The organism is Thioalkalivibrio sp. AKL17 (assembly GCF_000377885.1).
In the GTDB taxonomy this organism is placed as follows: Bacteria; Pseudomonadota; Gammaproteobacteria; order Ectothiorhodospirales; family Ectothiorhodospiraceae; genus Thioalkalivibrio; species Thioalkalivibrio halophilus.
This window is the reverse complement of the sequence record NZ_KB898768.1, coordinates 65,257-82,665: the sequence shown is the minus strand read 5'-3', so window position 1 is coordinate 82,665 and position 17,409 is coordinate 65,257. Positions and strand designations below refer to the sequence as shown.

Genomic DNA, 17,409 nt, shown 5'->3' with positions numbered 1-17,409 from the left:
TCGCCCCGCGCCGAAGGCGAGGGGCACCTGACAACCGGGCGGCAGGATGAGAACCGTAAAAGGTTCGACTCGAGCGGCGCAGCCGCGAGAGAACGCCGCCGAAGGCGGCGGCCCGGAGGGCGGCGCGCAGCGCCGTAATCCTGCCGGCCCAGCCATACAATCGCCCCGCGCCGAAGGCGAGGGGCATGTTCCCGAACCTCGGCTCCGGCCGGGGTTCCTTACTGGAGACCGCGCCATCCGGGCGCGGTTCCGCACCACCCAGACCGGGACAAGTCGTGGTCGACAAGAGTCGCATGATGATCTTCGCGGGGAACGCCAACCCGCGACTGGCACAGGGCGTTGCCGAGCACCTCGGCCTGCCGATGGGGAAGGTGACCGTCGGCCGGTTCAGTGACGGCGAGGTCCAGGTCGAGATCCTGGAAAACGTGCGCGGACGCGACGTCTTCCTGATTCAGCCCACCGGGCAGCCCACCAACGAGAACCTGATGGAGCTCGTGATCATGGTGGATGCCCTGCGCCGCGCTTCGGCCGGCCGCATTACCACGGTGATCCCGTATTTCGGCTATGCCCGGCAGGACCGCCGGGTGCGCTCGGCGCGGGTGCCGATCTCGGCCAAGGTCGTGGCCAACATGATCGAGGCGGTAGGCGCGGACCGCGTGCTGACGATCGACGTGCACGCCGATCAGGTGCAGGGCTTCTTCAACGTCCCGGTGGACAACATCTATGCCTCGCCGGTGCTGCTGGGCGATGTCTGGCGTCACGTCTCCGGTGATCTGACGGTCGTGTCGCCCGACGTCGGGGGCGTCGTGCGCGCCCGAGCGATCGCCAAACGGATGGATGACGCCGACCTGGCGATCATCGACAAGCGCCGCCCGCGCGCCAACGAATCCGAAGTGATGCACATCATCGGGGACGTGCGCGGCAAGTCCTGCATCATCATCGACGACCTGGTGGATACGGCCGGTACCCTGTGTCAGGCAGCGAAGGCGCTGAAGGAGCATGGCGCCTCCTCGGTCAGCGCCTATGCCACCCACCCCGTGCTTTCCGGCGCGGCGATTGATAACATAAACGGTTCGGCGCTGGACGAGCTGGTGGTGACCGACACCCTGGCCCTCCAGCCCAACGCGCAGGCCTGTCCGAAAATCCGGCAGCTCTCGGTCGCAGAGATGCTCGCGGAGACCATCCGCCGCATCAATCGCGAGGAGTCCGTGAGCTCGCTGTTCGTGGACTGAGCCCGGGCCGGCGGAACCCGGTCTGCGTCGCCGGCGATCGCCGGCTGCCCCGAATCCGGGAGGAAGGGCCTCCCGCTTTACGCCTCACCTGGTCGCGGGTGGGGCGCGTTCATTCTGGAGAACGTCATCATGAGCATGAGCTTTACCCTTGAAGCCGAGAAGCGTGACGAACAGGGTTCGAGTGCGAGCCGCCGCCTGCGTCGCGCCGGCAAGCTGCCCGCCATCCTGTATGGCGGCGACGATCCCGCGGTGCCGATCACGCTGGATCACAACGCGATGGTGCACAACCTGAAGGAAGACGCGTTTTATTCGCACATCCTGACGGTCAAGCTGGACGGCCAGTCGCAGAAGGCCATCCTGCGCGACGTGCAGCGCCATCCGTTCAAGCCCACCATCTACCACGTGGACCTGCTGCGCGTGAGCGCCAACCAGCCGATCCGCGTGAACGTGCCCATCCACTTCCTCAACGAGGAGACCTGCAAGGGCGTGAAGCCCGGCGGCGGCATGATCAACCGTCAGGTCAACGAGATCGAGGTCGAGTGCCTGCCGGACGACCTGCCGGAATCGATCGACGTCGACATGACCGACGTCGACGTGGGCGAGACCCTGCACCTGTCCGACCTGAAGGGCAATCTGCCCAAGGGTGTCGAGATGGTCGCGCTGATGCAGGGCGACGAATACGACTACGCGGTCGTGACCGTGCAGCTGCCGCGTTCCGCCAAGGGTGGCGGCGGTGGTGGTGCGGCCGCCGCCGAGGGCGCCGAAGGCGAGGAAGGTGGTGACGAGGCCGCGGGCGAGGAAGCCGGCGGCGAGGAAGACAACGGCTGAACGCCGCGGTCACGACCTCCCGCATGACCAGCCGACCTGCGCCGATTCGCCTGGTGGTCGGGCTGGGCAACCCGGGCCCGCGTTACGCCGAAACCCGGCATAACGCGGGCTTCTGGTTTGTGGATGCCCTGGCCCGTGATCACGGCGTCCGCTTTCGCCCGGAGAACCGCTTCGATGGCGAGGCGGCCCGGCTGACCCTCCCCGAAGGTGATGCCTGGCTCCTCAAGCCGATGTCCTTCATGAACAAGAGCGGCCTGCCGGTGCGCAAATGCGCCGATTTCTATCGCATCGCCCCGGAGGAGATCCTGGTCGTCCACGACGAGCTGGATCTCGAGCCCGGGGTGGTCCGCCTGAAGCATGGCGGCGGGCATGGCGGGCATAACGGTCTGCGCGACCTGCACCGGTACCTGGGCGGTCCCGCCTACTGCCGCCTGCGCGTCGGCATCGGTCATCCCGGCGAGCGCGACCAGGTGGTGCCGTTCGTGCTGGATCGTCCCGATCGCGATGCGGCGCGGGCGATCGGCGAGGCACTGGACGACGCGACGCGCGAGATCCCGGCCCTGCTGGCCGGGCGCTGGGACGAGGCCGTGCGCCGTCTGCACGGTCGCGGTTCCGGCTGAGTCCGCACCGAGCCCGCACCGAAGTTACATCCGAGGAAACCCCATGAGCCTGAAATGCGGCATCGTCGGCCTGCCGAACGTCGGCAAGTCGACCCTGTTCAACGCCCTGACGCGCGCGGAGATCGCCGCGGAGAACTACCCCTTCTGCACCATCGATCCCAACGTCGGGGTGGTGGAGGTGCCGGACCCGCGGCTGGCAAAGCTGGCGGAGCTGGTATCGCCGGAGCGGGTGCTGCCGACCACGGTGGAGTTCGTCGACATCGCCGGGCTGGTGTCCGGGGCGGCCCAGGGCGAGGGGCTGGGCAACCAGTTCCTGGCGCATATCCGCGAGACCGACGCCATCGCCCAGGTGGTTCGCTGTTTCGAGGACGATGACATCGTCCATGTAGCCGGCCGGGTGGACCCGCTGGCCGACATCGAGACCATCAGTACCGAGCTGATGCTGGCGGACCTGGAGACGGTCAACAAGGCGCTGACCCGTCTGACGCGTGCCGCCAAGTCCCAGGACAAGGAGGCCATCGCCCGGCTCCGGGCCGCCGAGAAGGTGGCCGAGGGCCTGGGTGAGGGCATCCCGGTGCGTGCCCAGGCGCTGGAGGCGGAAGAGCTCGAGCTGCTGCGCGATCTCCACCTGCTGACCATCAAGCCGCTGATGTACATCGCCAACGTCAACGAGGCGGGTCTCACCGAGGATAACGAACAGGTGCGCGCCGTGCGCGCGAAGGCCGCCGAGGAGGGGGCTCAGGTGGTCAGCGTGTGCGCGGCCATCGAGGCCGAGATCGCCGTGCTCGAGCCCGGCGAGCGCGCCGAATTCCTCGCCGATCTGGGCCTCGAGGAACCCGGTCTGGACCGCGTGATCCGCACCGCCTATGAGCTACTGGATCTGCAGACCTTCTTCACCGCCGGCGAGAAGGAGGTGCGGGCCTGGACCGTGCGCCGGGGCTCCACCGCGCCACAGGCGGCGGGCGTGATCCATACCGATTTCGAGAAGGGTTTCATCCGCGCCGAGGTGGTCGCCTACAACGACTACGTGGAGCACGGCGGTGAGCAGGGGGCGAAGGATGTCGGCAAGTGGCGGCTCGAAGGCAAGGAATACGTCATGCGCGAAGGGGACGTTGTACATTTTCGCTTCAATGTCTGAGTATAATACTCGGACTTTGTCGCGGGGGCGGCACCCCTGCGCCCGGCACGTTTCCTTATCGCAATCAACCATCAGGCCCGTATCAGGAGTACAGCAATGGATGTAATGGACCGTATCCGCCAGCAGGTGGAAGAGAACCCGGTCGTGATCTTCATGAAGGGGAGCCCGCAGTTCCCGATGTGCGGCTTTTCGAGCCGCGCGGTGGAGGCGCTGAAGCGCTGCGAGCGCGAGTTCGGCTACGTGAACGTTATCGCCGATCAGGAGGTCATGCAGAACCTGCCGCGCTTCGCCGACTGGCCGACCTTTCCGCAGGTCTATATCGACGGCGAGCTCATCGGCGGCTGCGACATCACCCTGGAGATGTTCGAAAGCGGCGAGCTGAAGAAGATGGTCGACGAGGCCCACGACAAGCACGCCCAGCGCAACGCCGGCTGAAGCGACCGGCCCGCGGCGTGCCCGGCCCGTCATCGCGATCGCGGTGGCGGGCCTTTTTTGTGGTCAGCTACCCGGCGGGAGTTCTTCCGGGTCAGGCAGCTGCAGCGCGGCCTGCGGCACGCCGATGTGGTCCTGCCAGTGGTTGGCGACCGCGCAGAACAGGTCGGCGGTCTTCTCGGCGTCGAAGGCTGCGCTGTGCGCGGAATCGTTGTCCCACTCCAGCCCGGCGGCGCGCGCCGCGCGCGCAAGAACGGTCTGGCCGTAGGCCAGTGCGGCCAGCGACACGGTGTCCAGGCTGCTGAACGGGTGGAAGGGGTTGCGTTTGATCCCGCAGCGCTCCGCCGCCTTGTGCACGAAGCCGAGGTCGAAATGGGCGTTGTGTCCCACCAGAATGGCGCGCTTGCACAGGTTCAGCTTGACCTCGCGGCGCACCTCGCTGAAGAGCCGGCCCATCGCCTGATCCTCCGGCCACGCCGCTCGCAGCGGGTGGTACGGATCGATCCCGTTGACCTCCAGGGACTTCGGGTCCATCTCGGACCCTTCGTACGGCCGTACGTGGAGACTCACGGTGTGGGCGCGCTCCAGGCGATCCTGCTCGTTGCGGCGCAGGAAAACTGCGGCCACCTGCAGCAGGGCGTGGCGGTCGCAGTCGAAACCCCCCGTTTCCACATCGACGACCACGGGCAGGAAGCCGCGGAAGCGATGAGCCATGGGGCGGTGCGACGGATCGAGCTGGGCGGGTGCGGCCATGCGGTTACCTTGGTTCGGATCGATTCCGGGAAGATCTTTGCGTATCCCGCCCGTTTTGCGGGAGATCGGCGCCATAGAACGCTTTCGCTTGACCTGCTGGCAGCACAGTCGGGATACTTGCGCCTTTCTGTCCGCCCGGGCCGCGGCATGGTAGCAGAACCGTCCCGCGCCCGGTGGTACGGCCCCGCGCCCGCGAACCGTTTCCCAACCCGTTTTCAGGGGTAGACGCATGGACCTGAACGCCATCCCGAACGACATCGATCCGCAGGAAACCCAGGAGTGGATCGACGCCCTTGCCTCCGTGATGGAGGCCGACGGGCCCGAACGGGCGCACGCCCTGCTGGAGGCCCTGGTGGACAAGGCCCGGCGCAGCGGTGCCTATCTTCCGTATTCGGCCAATACCGCGTACGTGAACACCATCCCGCCGCATCTCGAGCCGGTGTACCCCGGTGATGGCGCGCTGGAGCACCGCATCCGCTCTTACATCCGCTGGAACGCGATGGCGATGGTGGTCAAGGCCAACCGGGTGTCGCCGGAACTGGGTGGACACATCGCGTCCTTCGCCTCCGGGGCCACGCTCTACGACGTCGGCTTCAACCATTTCTGGCGCGCCCCGTCGCACGAGCACGGCGGTGATCTGGTGTTCGCTCAGGGACACTCCTCGCCGGGGATCTACGCCCGTGCGTTCCTCGAAGGGCGCCTGACCGAGGAGCAGCTGGATCATTTCCGCCGCGAGGTGGACGGCAAGGGGCTGTCCTCCTACCCGCACCCCTGGCTGATGCCGGACTTCTGGCAGTTCCCGACGGTGTCCATGGGGCTGGGCCCGATCATGAGCATCTACCAGGCACGGTTCATGCGTTACCTGCAGGATCGCGGGCTGGCGCAGACGGAGAACCGCCATGTCTGGAGTTTCGTTGGCGACGGCGAGGTGGACGAGCCCGAGACCATGGGGGCGATCACCCTGGCCTCGCGCGAGAAGCTCGACAACCTGACCTGGGTGGTGAACTGCAACCTGCAGCGCCTGGACGGTCCGGTGCGCGGCAACGGCAAGATCGTGCAGGAGCTGGAGGCGATCTTCCGTGGCGCCGGCTGGAACGTCATCAAGGTCCTGTGGGGGCGCTACTGGGAGCCGCTGCTGGCCAAGGACACCGACGGCCTGCTGCAGAAGCGCATGATGGAAGCGGTTGATGGCGACTACCAGAACTACAAGGCCAACGACGGGGCCTACGTGCGCGAGCACTTCTTCGGCAAGTATCCGGAGCTCAAGGCGATGGTCGCCAACATGTCCGACGAGGAGATCTGGCGCCTGAATCGCGGCGGGCACGACCCGGTCAAGGTCTACGCCGCCTACAAGGAGGCCATGGAGCACACCGGCCAGCCCACCGTAATCCTCGCGCATACCGTGAAGGGCTACGGCATGGGTTCGGCGGGCGAGGCCCAGAACCGCACCCACAGCCAGAAGAAGATGGACACGGAGGACATGAAGCACTTCCGTGACCGCTTCAACATCCCGCTGTCCGACGAGCAGGTGGAACGGGCCGAGTATCTCAAGCCGGATCCCGACTCCGACGAGATGCAGTACATGCACGAGCGGCGCAAGGCGCTCGGCGGTTACCTGCCGCAGCGGCGGCACATGACCACGCCGCTGGAGGTCCCCGGACTGGACGCCTTTTCCGGGCTGCTGGAGGACTCCGGCGACCGCGAGATGTCCACCACCATGGCCTTCGTGCGCATGCTGCAGATCCTCGCGCGCGACAAGAAGATCGGCCGGCACGTGGTCCCGATCGTCCCGGACGAGGCGCGTACCTTCGGCATGGAAGGCCTGTTCCGCCAGCTGGGCATCTATTCCTCGGTCGGTCAGCTCTATGAGCCGCAGGACAAGGACCAGGTGATGTATTACAAAGAGGACAAGGGCGGCCAGATCCTGGAGGAAGGGATCAACGAGGCCGGCTCGATCTCCTCCTGGATCGCCGCCGCGACGTCCTACTCCACCCACGGCGTGGCGACCATCCCGTTCTACATCTTCTATTCGATGTTCGGGTTCCAGCGCATCGGCGATCTGATCTGGGCCGCCGGCGACCAGCGGGCGCGCGGTTTCCTGATCGGCGGAACCGCCGGCCGCACCACCCTGGCCGGCGAAGGGCTGCAGCACAACGACGGCCACAGCCACATGATGGCCGCCAACGTGCCCAACTGCATCGCCTACGACCCGACGTTCGCCTACGAGCTGGCGGTGATCGTGCAGGACGGCATGCGGCGCATGTTCCGCGAGCAGGAGAGCGTCTTCTACTACATCACCGCGATGAACGAGAACTACCACCAGCCGGCGATGCCGGAAGGCGCCGAAGAAGGCATCCGCCGCGGCCTGTATCGTTTCCAGACCGGCGGGCGCAAGAAAAAGAAGGTCCGCCTTATGGGCTCCGGCACCATCCTGCGCGAGGCGATCGAGGCCGCGGTGCTGCTGGAGCAGGACTTCGGTGTGTCGGCCGAGGTCTGGAGCGCGACCAGTTTCACCGAGCTGGCGCGTGACGGTCGCGACTGCGAGCGCCATGCCAGGCTGCATCCGGACGCGAAGCCGCGCCGCAGCTGGGTCGAGCAGTGCCTGGGCGGTTCCGAGGCGCCGGTGGTCGCGGCCACCGACTACGTGTCGAACTTCGCCGATCAGATCCGCGCCTATATGCCCGCCGACTATCGTGTGCTGGGCACCGACGGCTTCGGCCGTTCGGACCTGCGCTCCGCGCTGCGGCGCCACTTCGAAGTCGACCGCTACCACATCGCGGTGACCGCGCTGAAGGCCCTGGCCGATGCCGGGACCGTCGAGGCGAAGACCGTCCGCGAGGCGATCGACCAATACGAGATCGATACCGATCGTCCCAACCCCCTGCAGGCCTGAGGCCGGCGTCCCGAGGCAGGAGCAGACATGAGCGACACGATTACGGTTGAAGTCCCCGACATCGGTGACTTCAAGGACGTCGAGATCATCGAGGTGCTGGTCAAGCCGGGTGACACCGTGGCGCCCGAGGACCCGCTGATCACCCTGGAGTCGGACAAGGCCTCCATCGAGATCCCGGCACCGCAGGGCGGTACCGTGCAGGGCATGAAGGTCAAGGCCGGGGACCGCGTCTCGCAGGGAGATGCGATCCTCGAGCTGGCCCCCGCGGACGAGGCGGCCGCCAGTGGTGCCGGGGAAGCTCCCGCGGAGGCCGCCGCCGAGCCGGCCGCCTCCGCCGGAAGCGAAGAATCGGCACCCGCGGCAGCGGCCAGCGCGCCGGATACCGGGTCCACGCCGGCCAGGGCATCGGCCGGCGACTCGGGTAGTACCGGCGGGCGGGGTGGCCAGGGCGGCCCGCGGCCATCGCCCACCGCCCATATCGAGAACGAGTCCGCGTTCCGTCGCGCCCATGCCTCGCCCGTGGTGCGCAAGTTCGCGCGCGAGCTGGGTGTGGACCTGTCCAAGGTCGAGGGGAGCGGTCGCAAGGGGCGCATCCTGCGCGAGGACGTGCAGGCCTTCGTCAAGCGCGCGCTCAGCCAGCCCGCCGGTTCCGGACTGGGGGTCGAACCCATGCCGGAGATCGACTTCTCCGAGTTCGGTCCGATCGAGACCCGGCCGCTGTCGAAGATCAACCGGCTCACCGGGCAGAACCTGCATCGCAACTGGGTCACCGTCCCGCACGTGACGCAGTTCGACGAGGCCGACATCACCGAGCTGGAGGACTTCCGCAAGTCGCTGAAGGCCGAATACGAGAAGCAGGGGGTCAAGATCACCTTCCTGCCGTTCCTGATGAAAGCGGTGGTCTCCGCGCTCAAGGAATACCCGCGCTTCAATGCCTCGCTGGACGCCACCGGCGAGAATCTGGTGATCAAGCAGTATTACCACCTGGGCGTGGCCGTGGATACGCCGGATGGTCTGGTGGTTCCGGTCGTGCGTGACGTGGACCGCAAGAGTCTGGTGGACATCGCCTCCGAACTGATGGACCTGTCGAAGCGGGCGCGCGAGAAGAAACTCAAGCCTGCGGACATGCAGGGCGGCTGCCTGACCATCTCCAGCCTCGGCGGCATCGGCGGTACCCAGTTCACGCCCATCGTCAATGCCCCGGAGGTCGCCATCCTCGGGGTGTCGAAGGCCTCGATGCAGCCGGTCTGGAACGGCGAGGAATTCGAGCCGCGTCTGGTGTTGCCGATGGCCTTGTCCTACGACCACCGGGTGATCGACGGGGCCCTGGGCGCCCGCTTCACCACCACGCTGAGCGCGCTGCTGTCCGACATGCGGCGCATGCTGCTGTAATCACCGGAGCTTTGTCATGAGTCAGACCACCACCGTCGAAGTCCCGGATATCGGCGATTTCAAGGATGTCGAGATCATCGAGGTCCTGGTCCAGCCGGGCAGTACCATCGCCCCGGAAGACCCGCTGATCACGCTCGAATCGGACAAGGCGACCATCGATGTCCCGGCACCGCAGGCGGGTACGGTTAAATCCGTGCACGTGAAGACCGGCCAGCGGGTCTCTCAGGGGGATCCGATCCTGGAGCTGGAGGCCGGTGCGGAGGCCGCGGACAGCGAGGCTTCGCCCGCCCCGGCGGAGGATACCGAGGCGGCGTCCGCGGAACCCGCCGGCGCGGCCCGGGCGTCCTCCACCCCGGCGCCGCAGGCCGCGGCCGACCCGAACACCGACAGCCAGTGCCAGGTGCTGGTGCTGGGCTCCGGCCCCGGCGGCTATACCGCCGCCTTCCGTGCCGCGGACCTGGGCCTGGACGTGGTGATGGTCGAGCGTTATCCGCAGATCGGCGGGGTCTGCCTGAATGTCGGCTGCATCCCGTCCAAGGCGCTGCTGCACGCCGGCGAGGTGCTGCACGAGGCCGAGCGCTTTGCCGCCCTGGGCATCAAGTTCGGCGAGCCCGAGATCGACCTCGACGGCCTGCGCGGCTACAAGGACAAGACGGTCAAGAAGCTGACCGGCGGCCTCAAGCAGCTGGCCAAGCAGCGCAAGGTGCGCGTGGTGCAGGGCGTCGGCGAATTCACCGGGGCCCACAGCATCGCCGTCGAGGGCGACAATGGCCGCGAGGTGATCGGTTTCGAGCACGCGATTATCTCCGTCGGCTCGCAGGCGGTGAAACTGCCCGGCTTCCCCTGGGACGACGACCGGGTGATGGACTCCACCGACGCGCTGGATCTGGCCGACATCCCCGAGCGCATGCTGGTGGTCGGCGGCGGCATCATCGGCCTGGAGATGGCCTGCGTGTACGAGTCGCTGGGCACGAAGGTCACGGTGGTGGAGCTGTCCGATACCCTGATGCCGGGGGCGGACCGGGACATCGTGCGCCCGTTCGAGAAGCGCGCGAAGAAGCGCTTCGAGAACATCTTCCTCAAGAGCAAGGTCGCCGGGGCCGAGGCCACCGATCAGGGCATCGTCTGCCGCTTCGAGGGCGAGGCGAAGGGCCTGCCGGAAGAGGACACCTTCGACCGCGTGCTGGTCGCCGTGGGGCGCAGCCCGAACGGCGCGAAGATCAACGCCGAGGCCGCCGGGGTGCAGGTCAGCGAGCGCGGCTTCATCGAGGTCGACAGCCAGCAGCGCACCAATGTCGGGCACATCTTCGCCATCGGCGACGTGGTCGGCCAGCCGATGCTGGCGCACAAGGCGACCCACGAGGGCAAGGTCGCGGCCGAGGTGATCGCCGGGCACAAGGTGCACTTCGACGCCCGCGCGATCCCGTCGGTGGCCTATACCCACCCGGAGGTCGCGTGGATGGGCGTGACCGAGGAACAGGCGAAGGCCGACGGCATCGAGTACACCAAGGGCGTGTTCCCCTGGGCCGCCTCCGGCCGGGCGATCGCGCTGGGCGCCGAGGACGGCATGACCAAGCTGCTCTTCGATGCCGAGGGCCGGGTGATCGGCGCCGGGCTGGTCGGGCCCTCCGCCGGCGACCTGATCGGCGAGGCGATGCTGGCGCTGGAGATGGGCGCGGAGATGGAGGACATCGGCCTGACCGTCCATCCGCATCCGACGCTCAGCGAGACGGTGGCCTTTGCCGCCGAGGCCGCGCACGGCTCGATCACCGACATCCTGCCGCCGAAGAAGGGTTAGAGGCGGGTGCGCCGCGAGTCACGTCCGGGGTTGCCGCGGGCCGCCGGGCGGCTGGCGGTCTGGCTGACCGGCGCCGCGCTGGTCCTGCTGGCCGCTCCGGCGCCGGGCGGCACGCTGTATCAGGAGACGCTCGAGCGTTCGGACTGGACCCGCGTCGAGATCGACGACCTGTGCCGCCTGGAACAGCGGGTGCGCCACGGCGGTTCGCTGCAGTTCGAGACCCGTCCCGGTCTGGCGGTCCGCGCGTTCTGGGATCCGCCCTATCCCGTGCCCGGGCGCTCGCAGGCGCCGCTGGAAACCGGGGCACCGGAATGGCTTCCCGGCGACGGCCCGGCGCCATTGTCGCTGATGCTGCGGGCGGGCCCGGACGACCGCTTCCGTGTGCCGGACGATCGCGTGCAGGCCCTCAAGGCACGTCTGCTCGCCGGCCATGATGTGCGCATTGGGTTCCCCGACGGCGAGGACATCGTGCATTTCCGTGGCATCCGTTTCGGGCGCCGGGTCGAGGGCTTCCGTATCTGTCAGGCGGAGCAGGGGATGGCCGAAGGGGCCCCGGAGGCCGGTGACGGGACGGCACGCGAGCGCTGGGTGGTCTATTTTGATTCCGGGCGCACGGCTCTGGATGGTGAGGCCCGGGCGACGCTGGACCGGGTGGTGGCGGCCCTGGACGGGGTCGAAGGGCCGCGATTGCGGGTGATCGGCTTGACCGATGCCGAAGGCCCGGACAGAGTGAACCGGCGAATCAGCCAGCAGCGGGCCGAAACCGTGCGTGACGCACTTGGCGAGGCCGGCCTGGGCACAGCCGACATCGAAATCGAGGCCGGGGGCGTCGCTCCCGGGGTCGAGGACGAGTCACGCGATGCCCGTCGCGCCGAGATCTGGTGGGTGGGCGAGCGCGGCAGCAGCGGCTCCGGGCCTCAGGGTGAGGATCCGGCACCGGAGGCTGCCCGTGACGCCGACCCCGCCGGGGATGTCCCGGCCGCTCCGCAGCCGGTGGAACCCGGGGACGGTACGGCCTGGTAGCAGTCCCCGCCGCCATGGCTCGATACGCCCGGCCGACTGGCCGGCGTAAACATTGATTCAGTGTCTTTCCCAAGGATTGCATGCCCATGAGTTCGAACATCAAGCGCGTCGTCCTCGCCTATTCCGGCGGTCTGGATACCTCGGTCATCCTCAAGTGGCTGGAGGAGCAGTACGGCTGCGAGGTCATCACCTTCACTGCCGATCTGGGCCAGGGCGAGGAGGTCGAACCGGCCCGCGCCAAGGCCGAGGCCCTGGGGGTGAAGCAGATCTACATCGAGGACCTGCGCGAGACCTTCGTGCGCGACTACGTCTTCCCGATGTTCCGCGCCAACACGGTCTACGAGGGCGAATACCTGCTGGGGACGTCCATCGCGCGGCCGCTGATCGCGCGCCGGCTGGTGGAGATTGCCGAGGAGACCGGCGCCGACGCGATCGCCCATGGCGCGACCGGGAAGGGCAACGACCAGGTCCGCTTCGAACTGGGTGCCTACGCGCTCAAGCCGGGGATCGAGGTGATCGCTCCGTGGCGCGAATGGGACCTCAATTCGCGCGAGCGCCTGATGGCATACGCCGAACAGCACGGCATTCCGGTGGACTATGCCCAGGCGGGCAAGAAGTCTCCGTACTCGATGGACGCCAACCTGCTGCACATCTCTTACGAGGGCGGTCCGCTGGAGGATCCGTGGACCGACTCCGAGGAAGACATGTGGCGCTGGTCGGTGTCGCCCGAGGCCGCGCCGGACGAGCCCGAGGTCCTCACCATCGGCTTCGAGAACGGTGACCCGGTCTCCATCAACGGCGAGAAGCTGTCGCCGGCTGCACTGCTGTCGAAGCTGAACGAGCGCGGCGGGGCCCATGGCATCGGTCGGCTGGATATCGTCGAAAACCGTTATGTCGGCATGAAGTCGCGCGGCTGCTACGAGACTCCGGGCGGTACCATCCTGCTGCGTGCGCGCCGCGCGCTGGAGTCGATCACCCTGGATCGCGAGGCCGCCCACCTGAAGGACGAGCTGATGCCGCGCTACGCCAGCATCATCTACAACGGCTACTGGTGGAGCCCCGAACGGCGCATGCTGCAGGCGGCGATCGACGAGTCCCAGGGCGTGGTCAACGGCGAGGTGCGCCTGCGCCTGTACAAGGGCAACGTGATGGTGGCCGGTCGCCAGTCGCCGGACAGCCTGTTCGACGAGTCCATCGCGACCTTCGAGGACGACGCCGGCGCGTACGACCAGAAGGACGCCGAAGGCTTTATTCGGCTCAACGCGCTGCGCCTGCGGATCGCGGCCAGCCGCAACCGCAGCGGGACCTGAGGTCATGGGCTTCCCGGGGCGTCCGCGAGGGTCGGCGCGGGGCATGCTGCGGTGGCTGGTCGTGCCCGGGCTGGCGCTCGGTCTGCTGCTCGGCCTGGCCGGCTGCGCCAGCGTACCGTCCGAGGACCGCCATCCGGATGATCCCTGGGAGTCCTACAACCGCGCGATGTTCGCCTTCAACCAGGAGGTGGACCAGGCGATCCTCAGGCCCACGGCCGTGCAGTACCGCCGCCTGCCCGACACGGTGCAGACGGGCGTCGGCAATTTCTTCTCCAACCTCAACGACGTGACGGTCCTGTTCAACAACCTGTTGCAGGGCAATCTGCACGCCGCGGCCTCGGATACCAGCCGGCTGATGTTCAACACCACGTTCGGTCTGGCCGGCCTGATCGACGTCGCCTCGCCGATGGGACTGGACAAGAACAACGAGGATTTCGGCCAGACCCTCGGTGCCTGGGGCGTGCCGTCCGGGCCCTATCTGCAGCTGCCGCTGCTGGGGCCCAGCACCGCGCGGGATGCGCCCGCCCGCCTGGTCGACAGTCAGACCGATCCGCGCAACGTCCGCAGCGTCCGGCGCGATCGCACGCCGCTGTGGGTCGGCCTGGTGGTGGTGGACGTGGTCGACATGCGTGCGGGGCTCATCGACACCGAGGCCATGATCGACCAGCTTTCCGATGACCCCTACATCGCCATGCGCAGGGCGTATCTGCAGCGGCGCGATTTCCTTACCGGGGGCCGGCGAGCCGACGAGCAGGCCGAGGAGATGCTGGACGAGCTTGAGGCGCTGGAAGCCATGGAGGCCGGGGAGTGAACGGCCTGCTGGTCATGCTGGACATCCTGCGCGCCCGCCGCGGACCGCAGGACCTGCCGGCGGATCCCGCGCTCGCGGTGTTCTGGACCGGGGTCGCGGTGGCCGTGGGGCTGGCCATCGGCGTGCCGATGTATGGCGCGACTGCGGCCCTGGTCATGAATCTGGTGGATGTGGCGGTGCTGTTCGGCTTCGTGGCCCTGGCACTGCGGTTTCAGGGCTTTGTCGGGCGCCAGGTCCAGACCTATACCGCGATGGTGGGTACCGGCGCGATCCTCGGCCTGCTGATGGCGTTGCTGACACTGGTCGCTCCGATTGATCCGGAGGCCGGGGAGGCTCCGCCGCTGGCAGTGCTGGGCATGTTGCTCCTGCTGGGCTGGTTGCTGTTCGTGTATGGCCACATCCTGCACCAGGCCCTCGAACTGTCGAACCGCATGGCGGGGGTCGTGATCGCGCTGGGGTTCGTCCTGATCTCGTCGGTGATCACCCAGGGCGTGGCCGGGGCGGTGACGGCATGAACCGCTCCGCCGATCTGCACATCCTCGGGATCGGCGGGACCTTTATGGGCGGGCTGGCGCAGCTGGCGCGCGCCCGCGGCTATCGCGTGAGCGGGGCCGACGCGCAGACGCTTTATCCCCCCATGAGCGAGCAGCTGGCGGCCGCAGGCATCCATTACCACGCGGGTTACGAGGCCGAAGCCCTGCCCGAGGACGTCCCGGTGGTGGTGGGCAACGTGATGACCCGTGGCACGCCCGCGGTGGAAGCGATGCTGGACCGCGGGCAGGCGTACACCTCCGGTCCCCAGTGGCTGGCGGAGCACGTGCTGCACGACCGCTGGGTGCTGGCGGTCGCGGGGACCCACGGCAAGACCACCACCAGCTCGCTGCTGGCCTGGATCCTGGAGTACGCCGGCATGGCGCCGGGGTTCCTGATCGGCGGGGTGCCCGGCAACTTTGGCGTGAGCGCGCGTCTCGGCGAGTCGCCGTTCTTCGTGATCGAGGCGGACGAATACGACAGTGCGTTCTTCGACAAGCGCGCCAAGTTCGTCCATTACCGGCCACGGACCCTGGTGCTGAACAACCTCGAGTACGATCACGCCGACATCTATCCGGATCTGCAGGCGATCGAGCGTCAGTTTCATCATCTGGTGCGCACCGTGCCGGGCCAGGGCAAGATCCTGATGCCCGCCGGGGACGCCGCACTGGAACGCGTGCTGGAGTCCGGTTGCTGGACACCGGTGGAGCGGCTCGCGACCGGCGAGGACGGCCCCGCAGACTCGGCGGTCGCGCTGAGCGCTCGCTCGCTGTCGGCCGACGGTCGCTGCTTCGAGGTCCTGGAAAACGAACAGCCGTGTGGTCGCGTTGAATGGTCGATGTGCGGTCGGCACAACCAGGCCAATGCGCTGGCGGCGCTGGCCGCGGCCCGCCACGCCGGCGTGCCGCTCGCCACCGGGCTGGCGGCGCTGCCGGAGTTTCGCGGGGTCCGTCGACGCCAGGAGCTGCGTGCGGAGATCGCCGGGGTCCGGGTCCTGGATGACTTCGCCCATCACCCGACCGCCATCCGCATGACCCTCGAGGGCCTGCGCGGCGGACTGGACGAGGGCGGGCGCCTGCTGGTGGCGCTGGAGCCCCGGTCCAACACCATGCGCATGGGGGTGCACGCGGGTGCGCTGGGCGATGCCCTGGATCGCGCTGATGGCGTGCACCTGTACCGGCCGCCCGACCTGGACTGGGCCATCGGTCCGCTGCGCACCCGTCTGGAAGAGCGCCTGACGGTGGCGCCGTCGGTGGATGAGCTGCTGCAGGGGCTGCTGGACGGCCTGCGACCCGGCGACACCCTGGTGATCATGAGCAACGGCGGTTTTGGCGGGCTGCATCAGCGCCTGATCGACCGCCTGCGGGAGGAGCGGTCATGAGTCGGCGCATCGCCCTGGCCCTGACCGGCGCGTCGGGGGCACCCTATGGCCTGCGCCTGCTGGAGTGTCTGGTGCAGGCCGGGGTCGAAGTGCATCTGATGGTGTCGAAGCCGGGACAGGTGGTGCTCGGGATGGAGACCGACCTCGGCGTGCCCGGGCGGCCGGCGGAGATCGCCCGGTTCTTCAGTGAACGCTACGCTGCTGAGCCGGGTCAGATTCAGTGTTACGGCCCGGATCAGTGGACCGCCCCGGTGGCCAGCGGCTCGGCGGCCCCCGAGTCCATGGTCGTGTGCCCCTGTACCACGGCCACGGTCTCGGCGGTGGCGACCGGGGCTTCGCGCGGGTTGATCGAGCGCGCCGCCGACGTGGTCCTGAAGGAGCGCCGCCGCCTGATCCTGGTGGTGCGCGAGACCCCGTTCTCCGAGATCCATCTGGAGAACATGCTGCGTCTGACCCGCATGGGCGCCGTGGTGATGCCGGCCAATCCGGCGTTCTACCATCGCCCTGAAGGTCTGCAGGACCTGATCGATTTCATGGTGGCGCGGGTCCTGGATCACCTGCAGATCGAACACGCACTGGGTCCCCGCTGGGGGACCGGGCACCGCCAGGGTGGAGAGGACGGCCCCGAATGAAGACGCTTCCGCTGTTTCCGCTGAACACCGTACTGTTCCCGGGTGGTCTGCTGCCGTTGCGGATCTTCGAGACGCGCTATCTCGACATGGTGCGTGGCTGCCTGCGCGACGACAGCGGCTTCGTGGTGGTGGCGATCGAGCCGCCCGCCGAGGGCGAAGAACCGCCGGACGAATCGGATCCGACGGTCGGATTCCATGCGGTGGGCACCGAGGCGCGCATCATCGACTGGGACCAGCGCCCCGACGGTCTGCTGGGGATCCTCGCCAAGGGGGCGCAGCGCCAGCAGATCCACAACCCGCGGCGCGGGGATGACGGACTGTGGCTGGGCGAGGTGGAGCCGCTGGACGAATGGCCGGCGGTCAGCCTGCCGGTGGACTATGCATCGCTGGCCGATCTGCTGGAGCGTCTGCTGGATCAGCTGGGCACGCCCTGGTCGCATCTCGAACGGCACCTGGATGATTCGGCCTGGGTGGCCGGACGGCTCGCCGAGCTGCTGCCGGTGGATCTCGCGGTCAAGCAGTCGCTGCTGGAATCCGATGATCCGATCGATCGTCTCGAGCGTCTGCGGGCGGCCATGCTCGCGCAGTCGTCTCCCTGACAGCATCTGGGCGGCCTGTTAAGGTAAAGGGCCGTA

16 protein-coding genes and 1 other RNA gene are annotated in these 17,409 nt (G+C 67.9%); 16 read left to right on the top strand and 1 reads right to left on the bottom strand.

The annotated features are described in order from the left end of the window. Nucleotides 1-25 precede the first annotated feature (25 nt). The 6 genes from D577_RS14070 (at nucleotide 26) to grxD (ending at nucleotide 4,253) form a co-directional block, all read left to right on the top strand. Nucleotides 26-155: non-coding RNA, RtT sRNA (locus D577_RS14070), on the top strand. A gap of 120 nt (nucleotides 156-275) precedes the next feature. Further along, complete coding sequence (locus tag D577_RS0110505; RefSeq protein ID WP_018947433.1) at nucleotides 276-1,232, top strand: ribose-phosphate diphosphokinase; 957 nt, start codon at nucleotides 276-278, stop codon at nucleotides 1,230-1,232. A gap of 129 nt (nucleotides 1,233-1,361) precedes the next feature. After that, nucleotides 1,362-2,060 (top strand): 50S ribosomal protein L25/general stress protein Ctc, encoded by a 699-nt coding sequence (locus tag D577_RS0110500; protein ID WP_018947432.1) that lies wholly within the window; start codon nucleotides 1,362-1,364, stop codon nucleotides 2,058-2,060. Nucleotides 2,061-2,083: 23 nt separating this feature from the next. Then, entirely contained in the window at nucleotides 2,084-2,680 is a 597-nt protein-coding gene (gene pth, locus D577_RS0110495) for an aminoacyl-tRNA hydrolase (RefSeq protein ID WP_018947431.1), read from the top strand. Between the two features lie 43 nt (nucleotides 2,681-2,723). Beyond that, a complete protein-coding gene (ychF, locus tag D577_RS0110490) occupies nucleotides 2,724-3,818 on the top strand; it encodes a redox-regulated ATPase YchF (RefSeq protein WP_018947430.1) in 1,095 nt (364 codons plus the stop codon). A gap of 96 nt (nucleotides 3,819-3,914) precedes the next feature. Next, nucleotides 3,915-4,253: a Grx4 family monothiol glutaredoxin gene (gene grxD, locus D577_RS0110485; RefSeq protein ID WP_018935295.1), complete on the top strand. Its 339-nt coding sequence runs from the start codon at nucleotides 3,915-3,917 to the stop codon at nucleotides 4,251-4,253. A gap of 63 nt (nucleotides 4,254-4,316) precedes the next feature. Here grxD and rnt read toward each other — a convergent pair whose 3' ends face one another. Further along, on the bottom strand, nucleotides 4,317-5,003 hold the full coding sequence (rnt, locus tag D577_RS0110480; protein ID WP_018947429.1) for a ribonuclease T: 687 nt from the start codon (nucleotides 5,001-5,003) through the stop codon (nucleotides 4,317-4,319). 229 nt (nucleotides 5,004-5,232) lie between these two features. Between rnt and aceE the strand changes: the two genes are divergently transcribed. The 10 genes from aceE (at nucleotide 5,233) to D577_RS0110430 (ending at nucleotide 17,373) form a co-directional block, all read left to right on the top strand. Next, nucleotides 5,233-7,896 carry a pyruvate dehydrogenase (acetyl-transferring), homodimeric type gene (gene aceE / locus D577_RS0110475; RefSeq protein WP_018947428.1) on the top strand — a complete coding sequence of 888 codons (2,664 nt, stop codon included), beginning with the start codon at nucleotides 5,233-5,235 and terminating at the stop codon, nucleotides 7,894-7,896. 27 nt (nucleotides 7,897-7,923) lie between these two features. Then, nucleotides 7,924-9,288 (top strand): dihydrolipoyllysine-residue acetyltransferase, encoded by a 1,365-nt coding sequence (aceF, locus tag D577_RS0110470; RefSeq protein WP_018947427.1) that lies wholly within the window; start codon nucleotides 7,924-7,926, stop codon nucleotides 9,286-9,288. Nucleotides 9,289-9,304: 16 nt separating this feature from the next. Continuing rightward, on the top strand, nucleotides 9,305-11,086 hold the full coding sequence (gene lpdA / locus D577_RS0110465) for a dihydrolipoyl dehydrogenase (protein ID WP_018947426.1): 1,782 nt from the start codon (nucleotides 9,305-9,307) through the stop codon (nucleotides 11,084-11,086). 30 nt (nucleotides 11,087-11,116) lie between these two features. Further along, entirely contained in the window at nucleotides 11,117-12,109 is a 993-nt protein-coding gene (locus D577_RS0110460) for an OmpA family protein (RefSeq protein WP_018947425.1), read from the top strand. Nucleotides 12,110-12,195: 86 nt separating this feature from the next. Then, nucleotides 12,196-13,419, top strand: a complete 1,224-nt coding sequence (locus D577_RS0110455) for an argininosuccinate synthase (RefSeq protein ID WP_018947424.1) — start codon at nucleotides 12,196-12,198, stop codon at nucleotides 13,417-13,419. 43 nt (nucleotides 13,420-13,462) lie between these two features. Continuing rightward, a complete protein-coding gene (locus D577_RS0110450; protein ID WP_018947423.1) occupies nucleotides 13,463-14,230 on the top strand; it encodes a VacJ family lipoprotein in 768 nt (255 codons plus the stop codon). Further along, nucleotides 14,227-14,745, top strand: coding sequence for a hypothetical protein (locus D577_RS0110445; RefSeq protein WP_018947422.1), 519 nt, complete (start codon nucleotides 14,227-14,229; stop codon nucleotides 14,743-14,745). The genes D577_RS0110450 and D577_RS0110445 overlap by 4 nt, the downstream gene beginning before the upstream one ends. Next, complete coding sequence (gene mpl, locus D577_RS0110440; protein WP_018947421.1) at nucleotides 14,742-16,142, top strand: UDP-N-acetylmuramate:L-alanyl-gamma-D-glutamyl-meso-diaminopimelate ligase; 1,401 nt, start codon at nucleotides 14,742-14,744, stop codon at nucleotides 16,140-16,142. Before D577_RS0110445 ends, mpl begins: the two co-directional genes overlap by 4 nt. After that, on the top strand, nucleotides 16,139-16,774 hold the full coding sequence (locus D577_RS0110435) for a flavin prenyltransferase UbiX (protein ID WP_018947420.1): 636 nt from the start codon (nucleotides 16,139-16,141) through the stop codon (nucleotides 16,772-16,774). Before mpl ends, D577_RS0110435 begins: the two co-directional genes overlap by 4 nt. Continuing rightward, nucleotides 16,771-17,373: an LON peptidase substrate-binding domain-containing protein gene (locus tag D577_RS0110430; RefSeq protein WP_018947419.1), complete on the top strand. Its 603-nt coding sequence runs from the start codon at nucleotides 16,771-16,773 to the stop codon at nucleotides 17,371-17,373. Before D577_RS0110435 ends, D577_RS0110430 begins: the two co-directional genes overlap by 4 nt. Nucleotides 17,374-17,409: the final 36 nt, after the last annotated feature.